This window comes from Hyphomicrobium sp. (assembly GCF_036780825.1).
GTDB lineage: Bacteria > Pseudomonadota > Alphaproteobacteria > Rhizobiales > Hyphomicrobiaceae > Hyphomicrobium_C.
In genome coordinates, this window is record NZ_DAIQCD010000001.1 from 40,913 (window position 1) to 66,461 (window position 25,549).

Sequence of the window (25,549 nt, forward strand, 5' to 3'; positions counted from 1 at the left end):
TCCGCGTGCAATGAGGCGGCGCTGTCAGCGCAACCCCGAGACGCGCGCTCCCCTGGCTGGACGGCACGCTTTGCATGCGTACTGCCGTACGATCCTGCGCCCCCGCCTCGAAAAAATCGCCCCGATCCTCGCACTTCTCCGGCATACCGGGGCGCCTCGCCTGCACTCGGATCCTCAGCGAGATGTGCCTCGCCCCTTGCGATATGCGCGCGTTTGGCCCAAGGCTTACACAACGCCCGCGCGAACCAAATCGATTGCGGCCAGAATAACCGGCCGGCATATCTCGCACCCCCGTCCACCGCCGCGTGGATGTCTTTCGCCAAAAGACCGAGCGTTCGCCCTGCAAAACAAATCAGGGCGAGATTCTTTGCGGCGCAATTGGAACTACGGATCGCGCGACGCAAAATATTTTTATGACACACCCGATCTTTCTGGGATGACGGCATGATGGAAACACGATCGAACCGCCGCACGGACGTGCAGAAGAAAACACAAAGACTTTCCGCAACGACCGAGAAACGGTGCGCGAAATCCATAACCGACGGCGAATTCAATCTTCCTGCCAATGCGGACTATTTCTTTTCGACGTATATGGCCGATCGCAAACTGACCCAGAAAGGCAAAGACGTCACACTGAAGATTCTCGAAGCGGCCCGGTCCATCCTCGTCGAGAAGGGATACGGCAGCCTCACCCTGCGCGAAGTGGCGCGGACAGCGGGCGTTCGCCTCAGTAATCTGCAGTACTACTATTCGACCCGGGAACGCCTGATCGAGGATCTCCTGCCTCTGGTCTTCTCAATCTACCATCAAAGATACAACCAAATTTCATTCAGCGAAACTCTTTCTCCCCGGGAGAAACTATCGACGATGGCGCAGTATCTGCTGACCAACGTGCGGGAGCCCTCCATAAACAAGCTTTTCCTGGAGCTCTGGGCACTCTCACGGCGCAACGAGTACGTGGCGAAGCTGCTGTCGGGAATGTATGAAAAATATTGTCAGCGCCTTGAAGAAATCATCGCCGAGGTAAGCCCGTCCATGCCTGCCGAAAAGCGCAAGGAACGCGGCGTTCTCATTGCATTCCTGATCGAGGGCATCATGGTGCACGTGAACATAACGCCCTTGCGGAAAAGCCAATCCGCCGCGATCGATCGCGAATGCATAAAGCAAATTCAGCAGATGGCGCAGTGGCCTTGAAGGCGGCGCAAGACGTAGCGAAAAACGCTCGGCAACGGTTCGCGAGGCGGGACGCGTAGGCGGCAGGAGCCTCGTGCCCGAGACCTGACGGCGCGTCACCACCGGGGCCAGGATTGCCGCCGCAGCCGGGCTTTCGTTCGCGATATGCGCGGCACGCAGTCTTCGAGCAGCGGCGCCGACCACCGACGCGCGGCCATGCACCGAGAGCGCGACGGGCCCGCGCCGCGGGCCGCCGTCCGGAGCCTATCCACCTATCCTAGAGGTTGCAGTCAGCGCTCTGCGGAGTGCGACTGGCTCAAGCGAGCATTTTCACCCACTTGGTGCGATTCGGCCCGAACGGAGCCCGCCGCTATCGAGCCGTCCCGATTTAAGTGGAAACGAGGAACAGCTCTCAGCTTTTGTTTCTTCGTGCTTCTCTCCGGACGGAAGCGCTCTAGCCGAGGAGTGCCTCGGGAGCCTTCGTTTCCCCGTAGAGCGTCATCATCGGCTCGTCGTCGAGGATGGCCTCCTCGTACTTGCCGTAGCCGTTGAAGTCGCCGGCGATGGCGCGGCCATAGGCCCCGACATTGCCGATTTCGAGATAATCGCCCTCGCGGATGCAGTCCGGCAGGAGGAACGGGCCCTTCATGTGATCGATGGAATCGCAGGTGGGCCCCCACAGCTCATAGGGAATGAGCTGCTCGGCCGCAGGCGGCCGGCCGATAAGCCGCGCCGGGTAGATCCAGCCCAGGTGCGCCGCGTCGAAGAGCACCCCGTAGCCACCGTCGTTGATGAAGAGGTCGTTGCCACGCCGCGCCTCGACGCGCACGATCAGCGCTTCGGCCTCGGCTACCAGCGCCCGACCGGGCTCGCACATCAGGCGCACGTCCTCGCGCACGGGCAGGCGCTCCACGCCCTCATCGATGGCCTTGAGGAAACGCTTCAGCGGCGCCGGTTTCATGCCCGGATATACCGACGGAAAGCCGCCACCGACATCGAGACGGTCGACGACGACACCGGCCTTGACAATCAGGCTCTGCACCTCGCCCAGAGCGTTGACGTAGGCATCCGGCGTCATGGTCTGCGAGCCGACGTGAAAGGTGATGCCGAGCTCGGCGGCCACGCGGCGCGCCTCGACCAGGAGGCGAGCCGCCTTCTCACCGGCGGCGCCGAACTTGCGCTCAAGTGGAATGCGGCTGTTGATGGCCGGGACGACGACGCGCACAAAGAGCGCGAGGTCGCGCGCGCGCCCCGAGGGGCCGGAGGTCTCCTCGACGATCTTCCTCAGTTCGTCCTCGGTATCGAGCGCGAAGCTCCTGACGCCGTGCTCGTGATAGGCGCGGCGGATCGATTCCCGCGACTTCACCGGGTGCATGAAATGCAGCTCGACGCCGGGGATGGTGGCCGCATCCTCGATCTCCGGCATCGAGGCCACGTCGAAATGGCGGATACCGGCGCCAAAGAGCGCCCCGATCAGGAAGACCGAGCTATTGGCTTTGTAGGCGTAAGCTACGTCGCCGTTGAAGTTTTCGATGAACCAGCGGGCTGCACGGGCAGCCGCATGAGGACGGGCACAAACGACGGGCCGCTCCGGCTTGCGGATGGCAACAAGCTCTGCCGCTGAGGCATATCGCTCCATATCTACGGACCTCCACCAACTCCGGTTGGACGAGAAGCGCCGTGCGAAGCGAGATCGCCGCCGTGCGTGGGCTGCATTTAGGGTCTGCGGCCCGTCATGTAAAGACCTTTGGCGCCTGTGGAATTCAAGGACAGTTCCATGACGGCAGAATGACCGCCCGGAAACGAATTTCGTGCGTAAAAAGGGGCTCCTCTGCCGGCTCGCGGCAGAGGAGACCGATCACTTCCGCTCCTGGGCCCGGCGGAGAGCAGCAGCGAGAGCGCTTTCGCCCGCCGGCTCGGCGGATTTGCGCGGCGGCGGCTCGTGGTGGCGGCCTTGCTGCGAGGCGCCGCCCGGAGCCCGAGCCGGGCTGCCCACAGGGGCGCCGCGGTCGATCGTTCCGGACCGCATCGTGAGCCCGATGCGCTTCCGCTCGACGTCCACCTCCTTGACGCGGACCGTGACCACATCGCCCACCTTCACGACCTCGCGCGGATCCTTCACGAAACGATCAGCGAGCTCCGAGATGTGTACGAGGCCGTCCTGGTGCACGCCGATATCAACGAAGGCGCCGAAGGCGGCGACGTTGGTCACCGTGCCTTCGAGCTGCATGCCGGGCTTCAGGTCGGTGATCTTCTCAACGCCCTCCGCGAATGCCGCCGTCTTGAACTCCGGGCGCGGGTCGCGGCCGGGCTTCTCGAGCTCCGAGAGAATGTCCGTCACGGTCGGGATGCCGAAGGTCTCGTCGGCGAACTCGGCGGGACGCAGCGCCTTGAGGAAGGCACGATCGCCGATCATCTCTTTCAAGGGCCGCCGCGTCTTTTCCGAGATGCGCTCGACGACAGGATACGCTTCAGGGTGGACCGCTGAGCCGTCGAGCGGATTGGTACCGTTCATGATGCGCAGGAAGCCGGCCGCCTGCTCGAACGCCTTGGGACCGAGGCGCGGCACCTTCTTCAAGGCCGTGCGGGTCTTGAAGGCGCCGTTCTCATCGCGGAAGGCAACGATGTTGCTGGCAAGCGTCTGATTGAGGCCGGACACGCGCGATAGAAGCGGAGCGGAGGCCGTGTTCACATCAACGCCCACCGAGTTCACGCAATCCTCGACGACGGCGTCGAGCGAGCGGGCGAGCCCGGTCTGATCCACGTCGTGCTGGTACTGGCCGACACCGATGGCCTTGGGCTCGATCTTGACCAGCTCGGCGAGCGGGTCCTGCAGGCGGCGCGCAATGGAAACGGCGCCGCGCAGCGAAACGTCGAGATCAGGGAATTCTTTGGCCGCCAGCTCGGAGGCGGAATAGACTGAGGCGCCCGCTTCCGACACCATCACCTTAGTGAGCTTGAGCTGCGGCATCTTCTGCATCAGCTCGGCGACGAGTTTGTCGGTCTCGCGGCTGCCGGTGCCGTTGCCGACGCTCACGATATCCACCTTGTGCTTGGCCGAGAGCGCCGCCAGCGTGGCCAGGGAGCCGGCCCAGTCGCGCCTCGGCTCGTGCGGGTAGATCGTCGCCGTATCGACGAGCTTGCCCGTGGCGTCGACGATGGCGACCTTGACGCCGGTGCGTAGGCCCGGATCGAGGCCCATGGTGACGCGCGGGCCGGCGGGCGCCGCGAGCAGCAGGTCCTTTAGGTTCGAGGAAAAGACCGTGATCGCCTCCGCGTCGGCGCGCTCCTTGAGGCGCGTCAGCAGGTCGGACGTGATGCTCGTTGCGAGGCGGGCCTTCCAGGCGAGGCGCACGGTCTCGCCAAGCCAGGCGTCGGCGGGGCGGCCCTTGTCGGCGATGCCGAAGGCGGTGCGGATCTTTCCTTCCGCGGGATGCGGCTTCGTCTCGTCGTGCTCGACGTCGAGATCGATATCGAGCACGCCCTCGTTGACGCCGCGCAAGAGCGCCAGCGCGCGGTGGCTCGGCATATCCTTGATGGCCTGCCCGAAGTCGAAATAGTCGGAGAATTTGGCGCCTTCGCCCTCCTTCCCCTTCTTCACCTTGGAAACGAGGCGGCCTTCGCTCCACTTCCATTCGCGCAGGCTCTGCACCACCTCGGCGCGCTCGGCGATGCGCTCGATGAGGATGTGGCGTGCGCCATCCAGGGCCGCCTTCTGATCGGCGACGCCCTTGTCGGCGGCGATGAACTTTTCGGCTTCGGACGCGGGATCGAGCGCCGGGTTGGCGAGCAGCGCATCGGCCAGGGGCTCGAGCCCCGCCTCGCGCGCGATCTGGGCCTTGGTGCGGCGCTTCGGCTTATAGGGTGCGTAGAGATCCTCGAGCTCGACCTTGGTCGCGGCGGCGTTGAAAGCGCGCTCGAGCTCGGGCGTCAGCTTGCCCTGCTCCGTCACGCTCTTCAGGATCGAGACACGGCGATCCTCCAGCTCACGCAGATAACCCAAGCGCTCGGAGAGCGTGCGGAGCTGCGTGTCGTCGAGACCGCCCGTCTTCTCCTTGCGGTAGCGGGCGATGAAGGGAACCGTCGCGCCCTCATCGAGAAGGGCCACGGCGGCGGCCACCTGGCCCGAGCCAACGCGCAGTTCGTCTGCGATACGCTGATTGATCTTGTCCATGGACGTGCCTTTAGAATCAGGAAGCGCTTGCGGTCAACTTGCCCGCGGGCGCGGAAGATGCGCCGGATTCGTCCTCGAGGTCGAGAGCCGTCAGGCGCTCTCCCCGGCCGCTGATGCGGGCCGCAGACGTTGCGACCTTCTCCAGCGCCTTGACCGACAGGCCGAAATGACGCTCGAGATCCGAGACGCGCTCAACGAGCCGCGCCACGTCAGCGAGAAGAAGCCCAACCTCGCGCTGGATGAGGCCGGCCTGGTCGCGCATCTTGGCGTCCTTGATGACGGCCTGGACGGTCTGCACGGCGAGCATAAGCACATTCGGTGCCACAATGACCACGCGTGCGCGGTGGGCGCGCTGCACGAGGTCCGCGAAGTGCTCGTGCAGGTCGCCATAGACCGATTCCGAGGGCACGAACATCAGAGCCGTGTCCTGCGTCTCGCCGGGAAGCAGATACTTCTCCGCGATCTCGTCGATATGACGGCCCACGGCGGCACGAATGGCGTCGCGCGCAGCTTTCACCTCGTCGGGGGCGCGCGCCGTGCGCAGGGCCTCGAAGCCTTCGAGCGGGAACTTGGAATCGATGACCAGCGCCGCCGGCGTGTTCGGGAGGCGGATGATGCAATCCGGCCGCTTGCCGTTCGAGAGCGTGGCCTGGAACTCGTAGCAGCCGGCCGGCAGCGCGTCGCGGATGATCGCCTCCATGCGCACCTGCCCGAAGGCGCCGCGGGCCTGCTTGTTGGCGAGCACGCCCGAGAGCGACGTCACCTCGGACGAAAGATCGGCGAGGCTCTGCTTGGCTTCGGCGATGACGGCCAGTCGCTCGTTCAACGTAGACAGACTTTCGGACGTTCGCCGCCCGGCCTCGGCGAGGTTATCGCCCATGTAGCGCGCCAGCATATCGACGCGCTCGGAGAGCCGCTGCACGGTGGTGCTCGTCTGCCGCTGCGTCTCGGCGAGGCTATCGGTGAGGCGCCGGCTCACGCCATCGAGTGTCACGCCGAGGCGGGCCGCCACCTGCTCGACCCGCTCGTCGAGGGCGTGGGCTTCCTCGGACTGGCGGCGCGCTGTCATCTCGCTCATGGCGGTGAGGCGGCCTTTGATTTCGGCGAACTCGGCGGCCGCGAGCGCACTCTGGCGGCTACGGCGCAAAGCGCGTGACACGAGCCAAGCCAACAGCAGCGCCACGCCCACGGCGACGAGCGGGTCGAAGGCCGCAATCGTCTCGCGCAGGGCGGCGAGCCAGTAAGCCAGACGTTCTTGAGCCACCTCCATCATGATGGTCCTGCGATATCCGATTCGACGGCTTCAAATTCGTCCGGCACGCGGCGGATGGTCTCTGCACCTTCAGCCTCACGCGTGCATGCCTCCCCACGCTACCTGCCGCCTTGCTGAATGGGTATCGAAATGGCGGCGCGGCCTTCGATCGCCACCGGATCGCCGGCGCCGATGACGGGCGGATCAGGCTCACGAGGCGGCGGTGACCGCCCGCGTCGCCTGCGCTGTGCGGCTTGGGCTCGCGCCGTCTCTCTCGCGCGGATTTTCTTCTCGCGCTCTGGAATGGTGCGCAGAAAAGCGCGCCAATCGCCAAGGGTCGCAAACCGCTGGCGCTCGAAATCATAGGCGATGCCGGCCGGACGACGCGATTTGCGCTGGCAGATGGCGACGATTCGCTCCGTCCCGCTCTTATCGAAGCGAAGCTGATAGCCAGCGCTGCGGCCCGGCACGATCAGGAGCCCGGACGGCAGGACGAGATTGTCCGGCTCGAGCTCGTTCGGAAACAGCACGATGGCCTTTCCATCATCGTCCACGTCGATCAGCGTCAGATAGCACGGCTTGCTGACGGCCGCGTGGATCCTCACCAAGTCGCGCGGACGGTAGGCGGTCTTGTTCGTCCAAAGCGCCACGTCGATCTCCGTATCCGCAACGGCGCTGCCCAATTCTGCCGACCCCGGTGGCGCTTCGCCGTCGAGAGCACGGGACAGGCTGTCCCACGCCGTGCGCGTGAGTGTGCCGCGGATGAGACGCCGAGCCGGAACGAGGAATTCGCCACCGACCCCCATAAGCATTCGTGCCAGCGCATCGGGGAGAACGGCACGCTCGGCGGCCGCGCGGCGGAGATCGACGTCTCGCGTCCAGGCACGCGCCAAGCGTTCGACCGCACGCTGGCTCGCCGCATCGAACAGTCCATCGGCTTCCGGGCGCGACAGGACATCCGCCGCAAGCCAATCCGCCGGCATGACGGCCGCCGCGCCGGGGGAGCGCGGCACTTGCGCGAGCATCCGGTCCCAATCGGCTGGCGCAAGACCGATTTCACTCAGGCGAACGGCGAACAAGACTCGCTCCACACCGATCGCCGGGAGAGGGATCATCTCCTGGCGGCGGGCCACAGCACGCAACAGGATGGCGGCGGCATCGCGATCGTCATCGAGCCGTGCTCGCGGCGCGCAGGCGTTCCAAAGGTGGACCAGCGACAGTACCCGCGTATCGGCCACCTCCTCCGGCCTTCGCACCGCCTTCCATGCACGGAGCTCTGCATCCATAGCGCCGGCTTCGATCATCCGACGGCCCGCACAGGCCGCATCGCGTGGGGGCAAGGCCACGATCCAATCGCGCACGGCTTCGGCATCGTCCGGCGTCGGCGCCGAAGAGGGGCTTCCGGTCACCGGCAGGGCCTGGTCGCGCAGGAGATGCTGATAGATGCGCGATGCGTCGGGCTCGCCCGGCGCGATACGGCGCGGGTCGTCAGCCAGCGTCCCGAGATCCAGCCGCCCTCCATTGCTGCGCAGCTCCTGGCAGTCCCCACAGTGGACCTCGAGCACCGCGCGGGCGCGCTCCTCGAGCGGAATGGCATCGGGCTCCGCGCGGGATGGCGTGACCGCCGCCGCGCTGACCGCTGCCAGCAGCAGGAGCCCCGCCCTCATCGCCCAATCGCGCCCTTGCCCGCTCATCGTGCATCGCTCCGTCTCGGCTTCGCGGAGACTATCCGACGCCGTCGCCCGCCGGTAGCGCAGCCGCATGGGTTGTCTTTGCATCCGGCAACTAAGGAATGGCGAGGCGCGCGCTGGTCACGCTCGAGTGCTCGCATCTCGAACGATCAGGCTCTATGTGTTGGGCACAAAGTCTCACGGACCTTCTCAATCAGGCCTCGCATCTCTCATGTCGCACGGCGGAAAGCTCCTCATCGACCAGCTCGCAGCGCACAGCATCCAGCGCATCTTCGAGGTTCCAGGCGAAAGTTTTCTCGCCGCCCTCGACGGCCTCTACGATACGCCGGCGATCGAGACCATCATCTGCCGGCACGAAGGCGGGGCGGCCCTGATGGCGGAAGCGACGGGCAAGCTCACCGGGCAGCCCGGCATCGCCTTCGTGACGCGGGGGCCGGGCGTCGTCAACGCGGTGGCAGGCGCTTACGTGGCCCAGCAGGACGCGACGCCGATGATCCTGTTCGTCGGCCTGCCGACGACGCCGCTCGAGGAGCGGGCACCGTTCCAGGAGATCGACATCTGCGCTCTGTTCTCGGGCATCGCCAAGTGGTCGGCCGTGATCCGGGAGGCCGACCGCATCCCCGAGTATGTGGCGCGCGCATTCCGCGTCGCCCTCGCCGGGCGGCCTGGACCGGTGGTGATCGGACTGCCGGAAAATATTCTGTCTGCGAAAAGCGCGGCGCCCGTACTGGCGCCGGCCGTGCTCACCGGCGCAGCCCCCTCCCAGCGCGACATGAGCGATCTCGCCCAGCGCCTCGGCGAGGCAGAGCGTCCGCTGCTCATCGTCGGAGGGCCGGGATGGAGCCCGGACATCGCGCGTGCCGTCCAAGACTTTGCGGCAGCTTTCGACCTCCCGGTGGCGGCCGCCTTCCGCTGCCAAGACTACATCGACAATCGCCATGCCTCCTATGTCGGCCATCTCGGCTTCACCACCGACCGCGCGCTCAAGGCGGGGCTCGCAGCCGCCGATCTCGTGATCGCGCTCGGTGCCGAGGTGGCGGACATCGCAACCGACTCCTATGCGCTGCTCGGCGGACCGCGGCAGACGTTCGTGCAAATCCATCCGGAGCCCAACGCCATTCTCGGCTACCGGGACGCGGGGCTCGCCATCGTGGCGACCACCGAGGCGTTTGCCGGCGCGCTCGCTGACTTCGCGCCCAATCTGCAAGGAGCGGCCGAGCGGCCCTGGCAGCACTATCGGAGCGATCTGCGGGCCGCTTACGAGGCGAGCCTCGTTCCTTGTGACACTCCAGGGGCGGTCCGCCTCGCCGGCGTGGTTCAGACCGTATCCGCTCTGCTGCCAGAGAATGGCTTCGTCACCAACGGCGCCGGCAACTACTCGCAATGGGTGCACCGCTATTTTCAGTTCAAGGGCTATCGCACGGGGCTTGCACCCACGTCGGGATCGATGGGCTACGGACTGCCGGCTGCCATCGCGGCCAAGCTCGCGCACCGGCAAGCGCCCGTCGTCTGCTTCGCCGGCGACGGCTGCTTCGCCATGACGTTCAACGAGCTCGGAACGGCGGTGCAGTACGGTCTCCCCATGGTGATCTTGATCGCCAACAACGGCATGTACGGCACCATCCGCATGCATCAGGAACGTAACTTCCCTGGGCGTCCGAACGGGACAACCCTCGTCAATCCTGATTTTGCCGCGCTCGCCAGAGCGCACGGCGCTGAGGGAGTGACCGTCACGCGGGGCGAGGATTTCGAGGCCGTCCTCCAGCAAGGGCTCGCCGCAGACCGACCGTTCCTCATCGATCTCCGGCTCGATCCGGAGGCAATCACACCGACGGAAACGCTCAGTGGCATCCGTTTGGCCGCCAGCGCGAAGTAGACGCCTGCCGGAGACGGTTGGATACATCCAATCGTCTCCCGCCGCTTTGGAATTCATTGACGTAAAGCCATTACGTGGACCGCGGTTTCATTGCGCGGCAGCCGGATTGCAGTGCTGGATTTTTTCACCCTCTATATCGTCATCGTTCTCATGTCGTTCGCGCTCGCCGCGATCTGGGGCACGATCGTCTACAGCTACCGGGATTTCTCGCCGGCCTACGTCTGGCTAGGCGCCTGCCTGCTCACCGGGCTTGGCGGGCTGATGCTGCCGTTTCAGCACTGGACCGAAAGCGCGCTACCCGCAGCGGCCGGAAACGGTCTCGTCATTCTCGGATTCTGGGGATTCTGGGTCGGAGCGCGCCGCTTCTACGCACTCGCTGGCGGATGGAGGTGCGCGCTCTTCGCAACGGCCCTCTGCGCCGCGCTGACCCTCCTGCTCTACGGCAACAACGAGCTGATCTCCCTCGTCTACGCCATCGGCCAATCCATCCCGATGGTGCTCAGCCTCGTGCTTCTGCTGGGTGGTGGCCGCCGGTCTATCGGCAGCAGCCTTTCGAGCGCCGGGATCCTCATCGGCCTCGGTGGCCACGCCGTAGTGATCGCGATGAACGTCTGGCTGCTGTGGCGCGCGGGACCGTTCATCGATCTTTCAGCCATCGGCTCCACGACGATGCTGTGCGTAATCCTCAGCGGCATTCTTTGGCATTTCGGGCTTGCGGTGATGACCATCGACCGGCTGAGGGCGGAAGTCGCCGACCTCGCTCGCGTCGATGCGCTCACCGGGGTCTGGAACCGGCGCAAGTTCGACGAGATCCTTGCCGGTGAAAGAACGCGGCCGGGGCGCAGCGGGCGCTCCTACGCCTTGATGCTCCTCGACCTCGATCACTTCAAAACCATTAACGACACCCTCGGCCATGCCGGCGGCGACCGCAGCCTGATCCATTTCGTCGAGGTCGTTTATGGATGCATCCGCAAGAGCGATCTCCTTGCGAGGCTTGGCGGGGACGAGTTCTGCATCCTCATGCCGGAGACGACGGTCGCGGAGGCCAGTGTGCTCGCAAACCGCATGGTATGCGCTTTGCGCGAGGCGCCGCTCCGCTATCTCGATCAGAAGGTGACCCTGACCTGCAGCATCGGCATCTCCATCCTTGAGGCGGGCGACAGCCTCGATGACGCGGTCGCGCGGGCCGACAAGGCCCTTTACGTCGTGAAGCGCCAGGGGCGCGACGGATTCGCGGTAGCACACGCGGGCGCGGCCGGATTGCAGGCGGCGGTCTGAGGGCGTGTTCACTCACACAGCGGGTGCTCCGCCTTTTCGCCCGCCACGGGCCAGGCTCGCATCTCAGACAATCAGGCCTTGATCCAGGGCGATAGAGGCTTATCCGGCTTGTGTTTCTAAGGAAATCCGGGTAGACAGCGGCCATCTCACACGCATGCCCCATGCGCCCTGCGGATTGAAAGCCCCGCAGCGACGCTCCGGTGGGAAAGCCAAATACCCGAAGGTATTAGCTTTTCTTCTCAAGGCTTGCGGAGGATCAACCGGAAAAGGAACGTTACGCACATGACCGTGCCGCAATTCAACATGCGCCAGCTCCTGGAAGCCGGCGTGCACTTCGGCCACCAGGCGCATCGCTGGAACCCGAAGATGGCGTCCTTCATCTATGGCGCCCGCAACAACATCCACATCGTCGACCTGACGCAGACCGTGCCGATGCTGCATCAGGCACTGAACAAGATTTCCGATACTGTCGCAAGCGGCGGGCGCGTGCTCTTCGTCGCCACCAAGCGCCAGGCATCCGACGCGATCGCCGATGCCGCCAAACGCTCCGCGCAGTACTTCATCAATCACCGCTGGCTCGGCGGCACGCTGACCAACTGGAAGACCATCTCGACCTCGATCCGGCGCCTCCGCCAGCTCGACGACATCCTCGCCGATCCGCAGGGCCGCACCAAGAAAGAGGTGCTCAACATCCAGCGCGAGCGCGACAAGCTCAACCAGGCGCTCGGCGGCATCAAGGACATGGGCGGCGTGCCCGACCTCCTGTTCGTCATCGACACCAACAAGGAAAGCATCGCGATCAAGGAGGCCCGCAAGCTCGGCATTCCGATCGTGGCCATCGTCGACACCAACTGCGATCCCGACGGCATCGACTTCCCCGTGCCCGGCAACGATGACGCGGGCCGCGCCATCACGCTCTACTGCGATCTCGTGGCGCGCGCAGCCCTCGACGGGCTCGAGCGCGGCCAAGGCGCGTCCGGCATCGACGTCGGCGCCTCGGAAGAGCCGCCAGCGGAAGTCCTGCCGGACGGCAGCGTCAAGACCTGGAAGGGCATCGATGCGCCGCGCGGCGAGGCCGACGATCTCAAGCGCATCACCGGCATCAGCACAAAGCTCGAGCAGAAGCTCAACGATGCCGGCGTGTTCCACTACTGGCAGATCGCCGATCTCGACGCTGCGAATCAGGCGCTGCTCGACCGCGCGCTGAAGCTGCAGGGCCAGATCGAGCAGGAAGGCTGGGTCGCGCAGGCCAAGAAGCTGGTCGAAGCAGCCGCCGTCTGACGCGCACGCACAAGAAGGCAAGCGCGCCAGCCCGTAACAGGCTGGCGCGGCCCACACAGGGCCGCCGCTCGCCTTTTCATCATCGGACACTCGCCCGAGTGCGAAAGGAGTAGTCATGAGCACGATTACCGCCGCATCCGTCAAAGAGCTGCGCGACAAGACCGGCGCCGGCATGATGGACTGCAAGCAGGCCCTCACGGAGACCGGCGGCGATATGGAGGCCGCCGTCGATCTTCTGCGCAAGAAGGGGCTTTCGAAGGCCGCCAAGAAATCCGACCGCGTGGCGGCCCAGGGCCTCGTCGGCATCGTCGCCGACGGCCAGAAGGGCGCCCTCGTCGAGATCAACTCGGAGACGGACTTCGTGGCCCGCAACGAGCAGTTCCAGGCGCTCGTACGTGACATCGCCGCCCTGGCACCCAACGCCAATGGTGACACGGCTGCGCTGCTGGCGGCGAGCTATCCCGGCGGCAAGGGCACGGTCGAGGACCAGATCAAGGATGCCATCGCCACCATCGGCGAGAACATGGGCCTGAGGCGGACAGCGGCGCTGGCGGTCGAGACCGGCGTGGTTGCGGACTACATCCACAACAAGGCTGCCGACGGCCTCGGCAAGATCGGCGTGCTGGTGGCGCTCGAGAGCACGGGCGACAAAGCCAAACTCACCGCCTTCGGACGCCAGCTTGCGATGCACATCGCCGCCGCGAGCCCGCAGGTGGTCAATGTCGAGGATCTCTCGCAGGAGGCCTTGGAGCGCGAGCGGGCCATCTACGTCGATCAGGCTAAGGCGGACCCCAAGAATGCCGGCAAATCGGATGAGATCCTCGCGAAGGCCAGCGAGGGACGCCTGCAGAAGGAGTTCGTGAGCCAGGCCGTCCTCCTCAAGCAGGTGTTCGTCCTCGACGGCAAGGCGACGGTCGCGGAGGCTCTCAAGACGGCCGAGGCGGATGTGGGCGCACCGGTGAAGGTGGCGGGCTTCGTGCGTTACGCCCTCGGCGAGGGCATCGAGAAGAAGGCCGAGGATTTCGCCGCAGAAGTGGCGAAGACGGTCGGTGCCGCGGCGCCCAAAAAAGACTAGACGAGACTGGGAAAGCCGGCGCTCCCGCCGGCTTTTTTTTGCCAACCACCGCATTTTCCGAGAGCCGAATGGCGCTCTCATCGGGGAGAATGCAGGAGAGCAAAGCCCCGGGAGCGCAGCGGTTCGGCCAGATCGCGCGGCGTGTACGCGCTCCAAGCCGTTCTATGCGAGACTGTAGGACACACTGCCCGGCTGGGGCGGGATAGTGAGGAGGCCGGCATGTCCACTCTTGGAGCGCTCAAATATCCGCGCCTGCTCGTGAAGATCTCGGGCGAGGCGCTGATGGGGCGCAACGGTTTCGGCATCGACAACGTCGTCGTCGAGCGGCTGGCCGGAGATCTCGCCGAAGCGCGCCGGGCCGGGTGCGCCCTCTCCGTGGTCGTCGGGGGCGGAAATATCTTCCGTGGACTGCAGGGCACCGCGCGCGGCATGGACCGGGCCACAGCCGACTACATGGGCATGCTGGCCACCGTCATGAACGCGCTGGCGCTGCAGAGCGCGCTCGAGGCGGCGGGGGCTCCAGCGCGCGTCCTTTCAGCCATCACCATGCCGACGGTCTGCGAACCCTACGTTCGCCACCGGGCGCTCTATCATCTCGATCGCGAGCGGGTGGTGATTTTCGCGGCCGGCACGGGAAATCCCTTCTTCACCACCGACACCGCCGCCACGCTGCGCGCCATCGAGATGGGCTGCGATGCCGTCGCCAAGGCAACACAGGTGGATGGCGTCTATTCCGCGGACCCCAAGAAGGATCCGGCGGCAAAGCGGTTCGACACGCTCACCTACTCCGAGGTGCTGGCGAAGAACCTCAAGGTCATGGATGGAGCGGCGATCGCCCTTGCCCGTGACAATCATATTCCGGTAATTGTCTTTTCCATCGATGAGCCGGGCAACGTGAACAAATTGCTCCAGGGAACCGCCCGAGCAACGATCATCCACGGATAGATCCGCAGTGCCGCGCCGCACAGAGGCGCCGCCATTGGCCGACAACTTCTGATAAGGAGAACAGCTCAGTGTCCCTCACGACATTCGATCTCAGCGAAATCGAGACGCGGATGCGGGCTTCGCTCGAGGCGCTGAAGCGCGAGCTCGCAGGACTGCGGACGGGACGCGCGAGCGCCCACCTGCTCGATCCCGTCCAGGTCAACGTGTACGGCTCGAGGATGCCGCTCGTCCAGCTGGCAACGGTCTCCGTGCCGGAGCCGCGCATGATCACGGTTACGATCTGGGACAAGAGCAACGTGCACGCCGTGGAAAAGGCGATCCGCGAAGCCAACCTCGGCGTCAATCCGATCCTTGACGGCACCACGATCCGGCTGCCGATCCCTGCACCCACGGCGGAACGGCGCCAGGAGCTTGCGAAGCAGGCGCATAAATATGCCGAAACCCATCGCGTCGCCGTGCGCAACGTGCGCCGCGACGGCATGGAGCTGCTCAAGAAGCTCGAGAAGGACGGCAAGATGAGCGAGGACGAGCAGCACAAGAACTCCACAAAGGTGCAGGAGCTGACGGACAAGCTGGTGAAGGAGATCGATCAGACCTTGGCGGCCAAGGAGGCCGAGATCCAGAAAGTGTGATCGGCAGCGATTTTCGGCTCGCGATGGGATAAGCAGTTTCAGCCCAGCTCGCGGGGCTCAGCTCAGGGATCCAGACGCCATGCTCCAAAGCAACGCCGATGCCCAGCCCCGCCCGGCCGCGCACCCACTGCGTCGGCGCATTTCCCGGCCGTCCGCCAATTCCGCTCCATGAAGCTCGACGCCGTGGAAAACAAAGCGAAACCCTCCGAGATGCCCCATAGCGCAGCCATGCCGCGCCACGTGGCCATCATCATGGACGGGAACGGCCGCTGGGCGGCGGAGCGCGGCCTGCCGCGCGCACTCGGCCACCGCTCCGGCGTCGAAGCAGTGCGCCGGACGGTCAAGGCGGCAATCGAGCTCTCGATTCCCTATCTCACGCTTTACAGCTTCTCATCCGAGAACTGGTCGCGCCCCAAGGACGAGATCGACGATCTGATGGGGCTCATGAAGCGCTTCATCCGGCGCGACCTCGCGGAGCTGCATCAAAACAACGTTTGCGTGAAGGTGATCGGTGAGCGCGAGACCATCGACGCCGAGATGCGCGCCCTCATCGAGGAGACGTGCGAGCTGACCCGTGGCAACACCGGACTCACGCTGGTCATCGCCTTCAATTACGGGGCGCGTGCGGAGATCACGCGGGCGGCCCGTCGCCTGGCTGAGGAGGTGGCTGCCGGCCGCCTCCTGCCGTCGGAACTTTCGGCCGAGCACATGGCCGGCGCGCTCGACACCGGCGGCCTGCCGGATCCCGACGTGCTGATCCGCACCAGCGGAGAGCGGCGCCTTTCGAACTTTCTCCTGTGGCAGTGCGCCTATACGGAATTCGTCTTTCTCGACGCCTACTGGCCGGACTTCGGCCGCGAGCTGCTGCTCGAGGCCATCTCGCAGTACAGGACGCGCGAACGCCGCTTCGGCGGCCTGCCGTGCCTGTCAACGGCGTGAGGACCGGGAAAATGGACGACGACCGGAGGCTCGCTGCAGCGTCGGACGCGATTGCGCCGCCCTCCCAGGCTACACAGCTTGCGCTTAGGCTTTTTTCCGGCGCGGCGCTCGCCGTCATCGCGCTGGCCTCTGCATGGTCGGGCGTCCCGGCGTTTGCGGCCCTCGCGCTCGCGGTGGCGCTCATCATGAGCTGGGAATGGTCGGGCATGGTGCGGGGCGCGGGCCTCGACATATGCCTCATCGTGCACGGACTCGCGGTGGCAGCGGCCATTGGGCTGGCGGCCGTTGGACTAGCCGGGCTCGGACTGGCGGCGCTTCTCGTCGGCACCATCATCGTGCTCGCGCTCGAGTTCGGCCGGCGCCCGATCCTCTCGGCGGCCGGCGTGGCCTATGCGGGGCTGCCGGCGGTCGCGCTGATCTGGCTGCGCGCCGACGAGCCCCACGGCCTGCTGGCGGTCATCTTCGTTGCGCTCGTCGTGGTGGCGTCCGATACCGGCGCCTTCGCCGCCGGTCGGCTGCTCGGCGGCCCTCGCCTCGCTCCGGCCATCTCGCCGAACAAGACCTGGAGCGGGCTCGCGGGCGGGCTCGCCTCCGCGGCCGCGGCGGCTGCGGCTTTTGCTTATGCGAACGGCGCGCCGCTCACGGTGCTGGCCGTCATGGGCTTTCTCATGGGCGCGATCGCACAGATGGGCGACCTCGCGGAATCGGCGATGAAACGCGCCTTCAACGTCAAGGACGCAAGCCAGCTCCTGCCGGGACACGGCGGGTTCATGGACCGTATGGACGGCCTCTCCCCGGTCGCGGTGGCGGTGGCCGTCGCAGCGCTGTTCGTCGATCCGCAGGCGCCAGCCAGCGCGCTGCTCGCGGGTCTCTCGCACGGGGCGCCGTAAAACGGACAGGACGGGCTATGCTCCCGGGGCGTGCAATCCCGGCAGCGCGCCCCCTATGATGAGTGGAGAAGGGCTGAGCATGGCTCCCGCAGGCAGGGCATCGGGTGCGGCGGCGCATCGGGCGGAAACGGCCGACGGCGCCGGGGTGCAGGCACCCGTCAAGGCTGCGGCACCGCTGCGGCTGACCGTGCTCGGCGCCACCGGCTCGGTCGGCACCAGCACGCTCGATCTCGTCGGGCGCCATCCGGGCCGCTTCGAGGTGGTGGCGCTCACGGCCAACGGCAACGCGGAACGCTTGGCCGAGCTTGCGATCGCGCACCGGGCCAAGCTCGCGGTGATCGGCGAGGACACTCATTACGGAACACTCAGGGAACGGCTTGCGGGCACCGGCATCCGCGCTGCGGCTGGGGCGGCCGCCATCGAGGCGGCGGCCCGCGAGCCCGCGGACTGCATCATGGCCGCCATCGTGGGAGCGGCCGGCCTGAGGCCGACCTTCGCCGCCGCCGAGCAGGGTACGCGCGTGGCGCTTGCCAACAAGGAATGCCTGGTCTCGGCGGGTGAAATCTTCCTTACGCATCTCGGACGGAGCGGCGCTGAGCTCATGCCGGTGGACAGCGAACATTCGGGTGCTTTCCAGGCTATCGGGCGCACGGCCGCCCGCTCCATCGAAAAAATCGTCCTGACGGCGTCCGGCGGACCGTTCCGCACCTGGGACAAGGAGCGCCTGGCGCGCGTGTCTCCCGAGGAGGCGCTGCGGCACCCCAACTGGTCGATGGGGGCCAAGATCACGATCGATTCCGCGACGCTCATGAATAAGGGGCTCGAGCTGATCGAGGCCTTCCACCTGTTCCCAGTCGCGGCGCATCAGCTCGAAGCGGTCGTGCATCCGCAGTCGGTCGTGCACTGCCTCGTCATGCTCGAGGACGGCTCGGTGATGGCGCAGCTCTCGCATCCCGACATGCGCACACCGATCGCGCTGGCGCTGGCCTGGCCCGAGCGCCTCGCGACGCCGGTTCCGCGACTGGATCTCGTGACCCTCCAGAGCCTGACCTTCGAGGCGCCGGACCACAGCCGATTCCCAGCCCTCAAGATGGCCGGTGAGACGCTCAAGCGCGGCGGAACGGCGCCGGCCGTGCTCAATGCCGCCAACGAAGTGGCCGTCACCGCGTTCCTCGAACGGCGCATCGGCTTCCTGGATATCGCATCGACGGTCGCCGCATGTCTTGAAAAGGCCGAAGGAAAAGGGCTGATTGGTTATGCCGATACGCTGGACGGCGTGATCGCAGCCGATGGAGAGGCACGCCGGCTGACGCGGACGCTGCTGCCGGGTTAAGCGGCCCCATTCGCGTGGTCTCAGCGGACGGCTTCAACTTTTTTGTTTGATCGTGCTTCCCCACCGGAAAACCGGTACCCACGTGTGCGGAAGCACTCTAGAGCATTTTCCGTTCGCTTATGCTCACGGCAAATTCTCTAGTTGCTCGCTTAGGCGAGCATCTTCACCCATGCGGACGATTCCCTCCGAATGGGATCTGCTCTAGGACAGCGTGGCCACTGACACGGCTCGCAGAACAGCAAGACTTCAGCCCAGCCGACGGGATTGTGCAGCATGATCGAAGGGTTAATCAGCCAGGTTTCCTCGTGGGGACTCAACATACTCGCCTTTTTCTTCGTGCTTGGCGTGGTGGTGTTTTTCCATGAGCTCGGACATTTCCTGGTGGCCCGCTGGTGCGGGGTGACGGTCACCACCTTCTCGATCGGGTTCGGGCGCGAACTCGGCGCGTTCGTGGATCGGCATGGCACGCGCTGGCGGCTCGCGGCCATCCCGCTCGGCGGCTACGTCAAGTTCCTGGATGATGCGAACGCCGCCAGTCAGCCCTCCGCGGCCCAGCCGGAAAGCCTTCCGCCCGGCTCGTTCCATGGCAAGCCTGTCTGGCAGCGCTCACTCGTCGTCGCCGCCGGACCGGCTGCGAATTTCCTTGTTGCTGCAATCATTTATACGGCTGTTAATGCCGTCTACGGCGTCTCCATCATCCCCGCACGGGTCGACCAGGTGGTGGCCGGAATGCCGGCGGAGCGAGCGGGCATGAAAGCCGGCGACGTCATCACCGACATCGACGGCTGGAGCATCGAGACCTTCGACGACGTGATGCGCATCGTCACGGCGAGCAGCGGGCGGACGCTTTCGGTCACCGTCGAGCGCGACGGCCGGCCCCTCACCTTCCCCGTCACCCCGGATCTCAAGGATCAGAAGAGCGACCTCGGCGTGACGCTGCGCCTTGGGGATATCGGCATTGTGCGCGCGTTTCCGGCGCGGATCGGCACTGTGGTGCCCGACTCGCCCGCCGAAAAGGCCGGTCTCGCCCCCGGGGATCTAATCCTGGCCATCGACGGCGCGCCGGTCTCGTCCTTCGACGACGTGATCGACATGGTCGGGCCGGCGGCTGGGCGGCAACTCGCCCTTACGATCGAGCGCGACGGCACGCGCCGGACCCTCGACGTGCTGCCCGCAACGGTCCAGGGAACCAAGCCCGACGGCACCACGGTTACGCAGGGCCGCATCGGCGTCTCGCCGGAACGCCCGGCTCCGGTCAGCGTCTCGCTTCTCGAATCGACCCGCCTCGGCGTGCGCGAGACCTACACAAACATCGTTCAGACGATCACAGGCATTTGGGACATCCTCGCCCAGCGGCAATCGGCCGATCAGGTCGGCGGCCCGATTCTCATGGCCGAGGTGACGGCGCGCGTGGCCGAGCTTGGCTGGGAGCCCCTCCTGCGCTGGACCGCCCTCATCTCCGCCAACATCGGACTGTTGAACTTGTTGCCTATTCCGATGCTGGATGGCGGACATCTCGTGTTCTACGCCATGGAGGCCGTACGACGGCGGCCGCTGAGCCAGCGCGTGCAGGAGATCAGCTTCCAGATCGGTATCGCCATGGTGCTCCTGCTGGTGGCCTTCGTGAACCTCAACGACTTGATGCGACTCGGCAAAAGGTGGCTGTTTGGTGGCGGCTGAACGACCGTTCGAATCCCCCGCGGGTGACGTAAACTTGCCACTTCCCCGTGGCTTACCCAGTTGTTAAGAATGCCAAAGTGAACGGTTCTGGCGGCTCGATTCGAGGCTGGGGGCTTCGAATTGAATTGGGTTGCGCGTTTCGTCAGACCGATTTTCGAGTTCGCGGCGAGGGTCCAAACCTCGACCCAATGCGTGAGACGACAGCTCTAGAGCCTTCTGCCGACGGGTTCTACGAGTTGAGGGGGATCGGCACAAAACAAGGCGAGCAGATCCGCACATGGTGCAGTTCCGGATCATGTCGTTGAGGGGGATGCGCCTGCTTTTCTGGCTGGCGGCCGCTACTCCCGCAGTCATCATCACGCAGTTCGCAGCGCTCGATGCCGCGCAGGCGCAAAGCGCGGTTCGCGACATCCGCGTCGAAGGCAACCGGCGCGTGGAGCCCGAGACGGTGCGCTCCTACCTGCAATTCTCCGTCGGACAGCCCTACGATGCAGGCCGGGTCGACGCCTCTCTACAGGCGCTGTTCGCGACCGGCCTCTTCGCCGACGTCTCGATCCACCAGGAGGGCGGCACCGTCGTCGTCTACGTGGTCGAGAACCCGGTCATCAACCAGGTCGCCTTCGAGGGGAACAGCGAGGTCGATACCGACACGCTGAAATCCGAGGTGCAGCTCAAGCCGCGCTCCGTCTACACCCGCGCCAAGGTGCAGGCGGACGTGCAGCGCATCCTCGACGTCTACCGCCGCCAGGGCCGCTACGCTGCGACGGTCGAACCGAAGATCATTGAGCTCGAGCAGAGCCGCGTGAACCTCGTGTTCGAGATCAGCGAGGGCGGGGCCACCAAGGTGCAGGGCATCAACTTCATCGGCAACCACGCCTTCACCGATGCTCAGCTGCGCGACATCATCTCGACGACGCAGAGCGGCTGGTTCGACTTCCTCAAGGGAACGAGCTTCTACGATCCCGACCGCATGAACCTCGACCGCGAGCTTCTGCGCCAGTTCTATCTCAAGAACGGCTATGCGGACGTGCGCGTCGTCGCCGCCCAGGCGGAGCTCGACCGCGAAGGCTCCGGCTTCTACATCAACTTCGCCATCGATGAAGGCGAGCGCTATCAGTTCGGCTCGATCACCATCGAGAATTCGCTGCCGGACCTCGATCCCAACAGCCTCACCGGAAACATCCTGACCTTCCAGGGCGACACCTACAATGGCTCGGACATCGAGAAGAGCGTGGAGCGGCTGACGCTTGCTACCGCAGAGCAGGGTTTCGCCTTCGCCCGCGTTCGCCCGCGCGCCATGCCTGATCCGGCGTCGCGCACGATCTCGCTCGCCTATATCGTGGACGAAGGGCCGCGCATCTACATCGAGCGTATCAACATCAACGGCAACCTGCGCACGAAGGATTACGTGATCCGGCGCGAGTTCCGCCTCGCTGAGGGCGACGCCTACAATCCGCTGCTCATCGACCGTGCCAAGAAGCGCCTCAACGCCCTCGGCTTCTTCAAGTCCGTGGACGTGAAGCGCAGGCCGGGCACGGCCGCGGACCGGGTCGTTCTCGACGTCGATCTCGTCGAACAGTCCACGGGCGAACTCTCGTTCGGCGCCGGCTACTCGACGGCAGAAGGCGTGATCGGCGACGTCTCGATCACCGAGCGCAACCTGCTCGGTAACGGCCAGTTCCTGCGGCTCCGGCTTGCCGGCTCCATGGAGCGTATGCAGGTCGACCTTTCGTTCACCGAGCCGCGCTTCCTCGACCAGAACCTCTCGGCGGGCTTCGACCTCTTCCACAAGGAGGTCGATTACTCCCGCGAGGCCGGCTACGATTCCAAGCGGACGGGCGGCACTGTGCGCCTTGGCTTCCCGCTCTCGGAAGATCTGTGGATGCAGACCGGCTACACCCTCGAGTACACCTCGATGGACGTGGACCACAGGTACATCGGCAACGTCTCCAAGGTGGTCGAAGACGAATATTTGAACAACAGCGACGCCCTTACCTCATCGATCGGCACCTCGCTGACCTACGACCGGCGCAACCATCCGCGCAATCCGACCAGCGGCTACTATCTCCAGCTCGCGACCGATATGGCGGGCCTCGGCGGTGACGTTCAGTACGTCCGCGTCAATGGTGAAGGTCGCGCCTACTATCCGATCACCGAGAAGATCACCTTCGTCGGCCGGCTCATCGGCGGCCATATCGAAGGCTGGGGCGGCGACGACATCCGCCTCACGGATCTCTACTATCGCGGCGGTGAAACGATCCGCGGCTTCGACCGCGCTGGCTTCGGCCCCCGTGATATGTCGAGCTCGCGCAAGGATGCCCTTGGCGGCCGGAGCTACTGGGCCGGCACCGCGGAGGTTCGTTTCCCGCTGCCGTTCGTGCCGGATGACCTCGGCCTCTCGGGCGCCGTGTTTGCCGACGCCGGCTCGCTTTGGAACGCCAACGACCGGGCGAAGGAACTGGCCAAGGAAGGGGTAATCGATCTCGCAGACGACTCGAGCATCCGCTCGTCGGTCGGTGCCAGCATCATGTGGGAGTCGCCGGTCGGCCCCATCCGCATGGACTTCGCCAAGGCGCTCACCAAGGAGAAGTACGACGAGGAGCAGTTCTTCCGCTTCGGTGCTTCGACGAAATTCTAAAACGGACGCTGCCTGAGAATAAGAAAAGTCCGGCAATTGCATGCCGGGCTTTTTTCTTTCGCGGCGGGAGTGGGCGCGAGGCGATATTTCGCCCAGGCATATGGACCGGCGGCGCGTCTGGCCCTATGAGAGGGGCGATCGAGCGACCGAGCCAGCAGAGCCTGCGTTCGCAGCCTCTGAGACCATCGCTCCGGTTCCGACTGTAAAGCCCGTTGCTCAGAGTTAGCCGAAGGCCAACGCCATGAACCATCCCGGTTTCTTCACCATCGCCGGGCCCTTCACACTCTCGGAGATCGCATCCGCGACAGAGGCGGAGGTGAAGGGCGACGCAGAGGCGGCGGCTAAGACCGTGGAGGGGCTCAAGCCGCTTTCGGAAGCGACGCCGCGCCATCTCTCATTCTTCGAGAACAGGAAGTACCTGCCACAACTCCTAGAGACGCACGCCGGCGCCTGCCTCGTCGCGGCGCAATTCGCCGACCGCGTCCCCGCGGGGGCCGTGGCGCTCGTCACCAAGTCTCCCTACCGCGCGTTCGCGCAGGCGCTCGCCCTTTTCTATCCCGAAGCCATGCGCTGCAAGGCGGCTGCAGCCGGCACGGAGGAGCGCATCTCTTCGTCCGCCGTCATCGAGGACGGCGCCGAGATCGAGCCGGGCGCCATTATCGGTCCGGAAGCGAGGATCGGACGGGGAACGCGCGTCGCGGCCGGCGCCGTCATCGGCTATCGCGTGGCCGTTGGGCGGGACTGCTATATCGGACCGCACGTGACGCTCATGCATGCCTTGGTCGGAGATCGGGTGATCCTGCACGCGGGCGTGCGCATCGGACAGGACGGATTCGGCTTCGCCATGGGCAAGCAGGGCCACCTCAAAGTGCCGCAGGTAGGGCGCGTCATCATCCAGGATGACGTGGAAATCGGGGCCAACTCGACCGTCGATCGGGGGGCCCTTAAGGATACGATCATCGGCGAAGGGACCAAAATTGATAATCTGGTCCAGATCGGGCACAACGTCGTGATCGGACGGCATTGCGTCATCGTCGGACAGGTCGGCATCTCGGGCTCGACGGAGCTCGGGGACTTCGTGGTCATGGGCGGCCAGTCGGGCGCCGTGGGACATATCAAGATCGGACATGGCGCCCAGATCGCCGGCGGCTCGCACCCCAAGGACGACGTACCACCGGGAGCGGTGCTGGCGGGCACACCGGCCAAGCCCTTCAAGCAATGGGCGCGGGAGGTTGCGGCCGTGACCCGGCTGGCGCGCCGGGATGCGGACCGGACGGATGATGGCTCGGGCGGCGCCTAAGCTTTGAAGAAAGATATGCCTACGCCGGCGGCAGGCCGCCGGACAGAATTGGAGTTAGACGGGAATGGATGACGCAACAAAAAAGTCGCAGGCGACCACTGCGGACATCGGCACGATCCTAAAGCTGCTGCCGCACCGCTATCCGTTCCTTCTGGTTGACCGTCTTTACGACATCAACGGCGACGAGACGTGCGTCGGCGTCAAGAACGTCACCATCAACGAGCCGTTCTTCCAGGGCCACTTTCCGCAATACCCGGTGATGCCGGGCGTGCTCATCATCGAAGGGCTTGCGCAGACGGCCGGTGCACTGTGCGTGCATAGCCTCGGCGAGGATTACAAGACCGAGCTCGTCTATTTCATGGGCATCGACAAGGCCAAGTTCAGAAAGCCCGTCGTGCCCGGCGATCAGCTCCACTATCACGTGCGCAAGATCCGCAATCGCGGCCGCGTCTGGCGCTTCTACGGCGAAGCGAAGGTCGATGGGCAGACCGTGGCGGAAGCCGAGATCAGCGCCATGCTCGCCGATACGGCAGAGGCTCGGGCATTCGCTGCGAGCAAGAATGGCTAACGTGAAAATCCATCCCACTGCCATCGTCGAGGACGGGGCCAAGCTCGCGGACGGCGTGATCGTGGGGCCGTTCTCCATCGTCGGCGCGGACGTCTCGCTCGGCGAAGGCGTGGAGCTCAAGAGCCATGTCGTGGTTGCCGGGCGCACCACAGTCGGGGCGCACACACAGATCTTTCCGTTCGCTTCCATCGGCCACCAGCCGCAGGACCTCAAATACAAGGGCGAACCTTCCACTCTCGACATCGGCAGCGATTGCCTGATCCGCGAGGGGGTGACGATCAATCCCGGCACCGAGGGCGGCGGAATGGTCACCACCATCGGAAACGGCTGCGCCTTCCTCGCCAACTCGCACGTGGGGCATGATTGCCGGGTCGGCAACAACGTCGTGTTCTCGAACAACGTCATGCTGGCCGGCCATTGCGAGGTGGGCGACTTCGCCATCCTCGGTGGGGGGGCGGCCGTGATTCAGTTCGCGCGCATCGGGCCCCACGCTTTCCTTGGCGGCATGAGCGGCCTCGAGCAGGATCTCATTCCCTACGGCATGGCGCTCGGCAACCGCGCGCATCTCTCGGGGCTCAATATCGTCGGGCTGCAGCGGCGCGGCTTCTCGCGCAACGAGATCCATGATCTGCGGCGCGCCTACCGGCTCCTCTTCGCGCAGGAAGGAACGCTTCTCGAGCGCGTCGCAGACGTCGCCGAGGAGTTCAAGGACCACACGATCGTGATGGAGATCGTGGCCTTCATAAAGGCCGGCGGCAAGCGCTCCATGTGCACGCCGAAGAACGGGGCGGAGTAACGCAACGGCACCCGTTTCCGCTTACCGC

At 65.4% G+C, this 25,549-nt stretch carries 19 protein-coding genes; 15 read left to right on the plus strand and 4 right to left on the minus strand.

All coding sequences use genetic code 11. From position 1 onward, the window contains the following. Positions 1 to 444 precede the first annotated feature (444 nt). Entirely contained in the window at positions 445 to 1,194 is a 750-nt protein-coding gene (locus V7P99_RS00170; RefSeq protein WP_333792792.1) for a TetR/AcrR family transcriptional regulator, read from the plus strand. Positions 1,195 to 1,627: 433 nt separating this feature from the next. Here V7P99_RS00170 and V7P99_RS00175 read toward each other — a convergent pair whose 3' ends face one another. The 4 genes from V7P99_RS00175 to V7P99_RS00190 all read right to left on the minus strand — a co-directional run bounded on the left by V7P99_RS00175 (position 1,628) and on the right by V7P99_RS00190 (position 8,293). Beyond that, complete coding sequence (locus tag V7P99_RS00175; protein ID WP_333792793.1) at positions 1,628 to 2,812, minus strand: type III PLP-dependent enzyme; 1,185 nt, start codon at positions 2,810 to 2,812, stop codon at positions 1,628 to 1,630. Positions 2,813 to 3,031: 219 nt separating this feature from the next. Continuing rightward, the gene (locus tag V7P99_RS00180; RefSeq protein ID WP_333792794.1) at positions 3,032 to 5,347 is read right to left on the minus strand and encodes a Tex family protein; all 2,316 of its coding nucleotides are present in this window, start codon (positions 5,345 to 5,347) and stop codon (positions 3,032 to 3,034) included. Between the two features lie 16 nt (positions 5,348 to 5,363). Continuing rightward, the gene (locus V7P99_RS00185) at positions 5,364 to 6,620 is read right to left on the minus strand and encodes a DNA recombination protein RmuC (RefSeq protein WP_333792795.1); all 1,257 of its coding nucleotides are present in this window, start codon (positions 6,618 to 6,620) and stop codon (positions 5,364 to 5,366) included. Positions 6,621 to 6,718: 98 nt separating this feature from the next. Then, positions 6,719 to 8,293 (minus strand): DUF4384 domain-containing protein, encoded by a 1,575-nt coding sequence (locus V7P99_RS00190; RefSeq protein ID WP_333792796.1) that lies wholly within the window; start codon positions 8,291 to 8,293, stop codon positions 6,719 to 6,721. A gap of 208 nt (positions 8,294 to 8,501) precedes the next feature. Between V7P99_RS00190 and V7P99_RS00195 the strand changes: the two genes are divergently transcribed. From V7P99_RS00195 to lpxA, 14 genes are all read left to right on the plus strand, one after another. Continuing rightward, positions 8,502 to 10,166 carry a thiamine pyrophosphate-dependent enzyme gene (locus V7P99_RS00195; protein ID WP_333792797.1) on the plus strand — a complete coding sequence of 555 codons (1,665 nt, stop codon included), beginning with the start codon at positions 8,502 to 8,504 and terminating at the stop codon, positions 10,164 to 10,166. A gap of 111 nt (positions 10,167 to 10,277) precedes the next feature. Next, a complete protein-coding gene (locus V7P99_RS00200; RefSeq protein ID WP_333792798.1) occupies positions 10,278 to 11,444 on the plus strand; it encodes a GGDEF domain-containing protein in 1,167 nt (388 codons plus the stop codon). A 282-nt stretch (positions 11,445 to 11,726) separates the two neighbouring features. Continuing rightward, positions 11,727 to 12,725 carry a 30S ribosomal protein S2 gene (locus tag V7P99_RS00205; protein ID WP_333792799.1) on the plus strand — a complete coding sequence of 333 codons (999 nt, stop codon included), beginning with the start codon at positions 11,727 to 11,729 and terminating at the stop codon, positions 12,723 to 12,725. Positions 12,726 to 12,840: 115 nt separating this feature from the next. Further along, the gene (gene tsf, locus V7P99_RS00210) at positions 12,841 to 13,800 is read left to right on the plus strand and encodes a translation elongation factor Ts (protein ID WP_333792800.1); all 960 of its coding nucleotides are present in this window, start codon (positions 12,841 to 12,843) and stop codon (positions 13,798 to 13,800) included. A gap of 219 nt (positions 13,801 to 14,019) precedes the next feature. After that, positions 14,020 to 14,745, plus strand: a complete 726-nt coding sequence (gene pyrH, locus V7P99_RS00215) for a UMP kinase (protein ID WP_333792801.1) — start codon at positions 14,020 to 14,022, stop codon at positions 14,743 to 14,745. Between the two features lie 68 nt (positions 14,746 to 14,813). Beyond that, positions 14,814 to 15,377, plus strand: a complete 564-nt coding sequence (gene frr / locus V7P99_RS00220; protein WP_333792802.1) for a ribosome recycling factor — start codon at positions 14,814 to 14,816, stop codon at positions 15,375 to 15,377. Between the two features lie 168 nt (positions 15,378 to 15,545). Further along, positions 15,546 to 16,316 carry an isoprenyl transferase gene (locus V7P99_RS00225; protein WP_333792803.1) on the plus strand — a complete coding sequence of 257 codons (771 nt, stop codon included), beginning with the start codon at positions 15,546 to 15,548 and terminating at the stop codon, positions 16,314 to 16,316. A gap of 11 nt (positions 16,317 to 16,327) precedes the next feature. Continuing rightward, entirely contained in the window at positions 16,328 to 17,206 is an 879-nt protein-coding gene (locus V7P99_RS00230; RefSeq protein WP_333792804.1) for a phosphatidate cytidylyltransferase, read from the plus strand. A 79-nt stretch (positions 17,207 to 17,285) separates the two neighbouring features. After that, entirely contained in the window at positions 17,286 to 18,539 is a 1,254-nt protein-coding gene (dxr, locus tag V7P99_RS00235; RefSeq protein ID WP_333792805.1) for a 1-deoxy-D-xylulose-5-phosphate reductoisomerase, read from the plus strand. Positions 18,540 to 18,812: 273 nt separating this feature from the next. Then, positions 18,813 to 20,219 (plus strand): RIP metalloprotease RseP, encoded by a 1,407-nt coding sequence (rseP, locus tag V7P99_RS00240; RefSeq protein ID WP_333792806.1) that lies wholly within the window; start codon positions 18,813 to 18,815, stop codon positions 20,217 to 20,219. 277 nt (positions 20,220 to 20,496) lie between these two features. After that, a complete protein-coding gene (bamA, locus tag V7P99_RS00245) occupies positions 20,497 to 22,857 on the plus strand; it encodes an outer membrane protein assembly factor BamA (protein WP_333792807.1) in 2,361 nt (786 codons plus the stop codon). A 241-nt stretch (positions 22,858 to 23,098) separates the two neighbouring features. Then, on the plus strand, positions 23,099 to 24,157 hold the full coding sequence (gene lpxD, locus V7P99_RS00250; RefSeq protein WP_333792808.1) for a UDP-3-O-(3-hydroxymyristoyl)glucosamine N-acyltransferase: 1,059 nt from the start codon (positions 23,099 to 23,101) through the stop codon (positions 24,155 to 24,157). A 64-nt stretch (positions 24,158 to 24,221) separates the two neighbouring features. After that, the gene (gene fabZ, locus V7P99_RS00255; RefSeq protein ID WP_333792810.1) at positions 24,222 to 24,725 is read left to right on the plus strand and encodes a 3-hydroxyacyl-ACP dehydratase FabZ; all 504 of its coding nucleotides are present in this window, start codon (positions 24,222 to 24,224) and stop codon (positions 24,723 to 24,725) included. Continuing rightward, complete coding sequence (gene lpxA / locus V7P99_RS00260) at positions 24,718 to 25,521, plus strand: acyl-ACP--UDP-N-acetylglucosamine O-acyltransferase (protein WP_333792811.1); 804 nt, start codon at positions 24,718 to 24,720, stop codon at positions 25,519 to 25,521. Before fabZ ends, lpxA begins: the two co-directional genes overlap by 8 nt. The last annotated feature ends 28 nt before the right edge of the window (positions 25,522 to 25,549 follow it).

Bases quoted from the DNA above. Each gene is read 5' to 3' on its own strand.
- V7P99_RS00170 (WP_333792792.1), top strand. From the start codon at position 445: ATGATGGAAACACGATCGAACCGCCGCACGGACGTGCAGAAGAAAACA.
- V7P99_RS00175 (WP_333792793.1), bottom strand. From the start codon at position 2,812: ATGGAGCGATATGCCTCAGCGGCAGAGCTTGTTGCCATCCGCAAGCCG.
- V7P99_RS00180 (WP_333792794.1), bottom strand. From the start codon at position 5,347: ATGGACAAGATCAATCAGCGTATCGCAGACGAACTGCGCGTTGGCTCG.
- V7P99_RS00185 (WP_333792795.1), bottom strand. From the start codon at position 6,620: ATGATGGAGGTGGCTCAAGAACGTCTGGCTTACTGGCTCGCCGCCCTG.
- V7P99_RS00190 (WP_333792796.1), bottom strand. From the start codon at position 8,293: ATGAGCGGGCAAGGGCGCGATTGGGCGATGAGGGCGGGGCTCCTGCTG.
- V7P99_RS00195 (WP_333792797.1), top strand. From the start codon at position 8,502: ATGTCGCACGGCGGAAAGCTCCTCATCGACCAGCTCGCAGCGCACAGC.
- V7P99_RS00205 (WP_333792799.1), top strand. From the start codon at position 11,727: ATGACCGTGCCGCAATTCAACATGCGCCAGCTCCTGGAAGCCGGCGTG.
- tsf (WP_333792800.1), top strand. From the start codon at position 12,841: ATGAGCACGATTACCGCCGCATCCGTCAAAGAGCTGCGCGACAAGACC.
- pyrH (WP_333792801.1), top strand. From the start codon at position 14,020: ATGTCCACTCTTGGAGCGCTCAAATATCCGCGCCTGCTCGTGAAGATC.
- V7P99_RS00225 (WP_333792803.1), top strand. From the start codon at position 15,546: ATGAAGCTCGACGCCGTGGAAAACAAAGCGAAACCCTCCGAGATGCCC.
- V7P99_RS00230 (WP_333792804.1), top strand. From the start codon at position 16,328: ATGGACGACGACCGGAGGCTCGCTGCAGCGTCGGACGCGATTGCGCCG.
- dxr (WP_333792805.1), top strand. From the start codon at position 17,286: ATGGCTCCCGCAGGCAGGGCATCGGGTGCGGCGGCGCATCGGGCGGAA.
- rseP (WP_333792806.1), top strand. From the start codon at position 18,813: ATGATCGAAGGGTTAATCAGCCAGGTTTCCTCGTGGGGACTCAACATA.
- bamA (WP_333792807.1), top strand. From the start codon at position 20,497: ATGGTGCAGTTCCGGATCATGTCGTTGAGGGGGATGCGCCTGCTTTTC.
- lpxD (WP_333792808.1), top strand. From the start codon at position 23,099: ATGAACCATCCCGGTTTCTTCACCATCGCCGGGCCCTTCACACTCTCG.
- fabZ (WP_333792810.1), top strand. From the start codon at position 24,222: ATGGATGACGCAACAAAAAAGTCGCAGGCGACCACTGCGGACATCGGC.
- lpxA (WP_333792811.1), top strand. From the start codon at position 24,718: ATGGCTAACGTGAAAATCCATCCCACTGCCATCGTCGAGGACGGGGCC.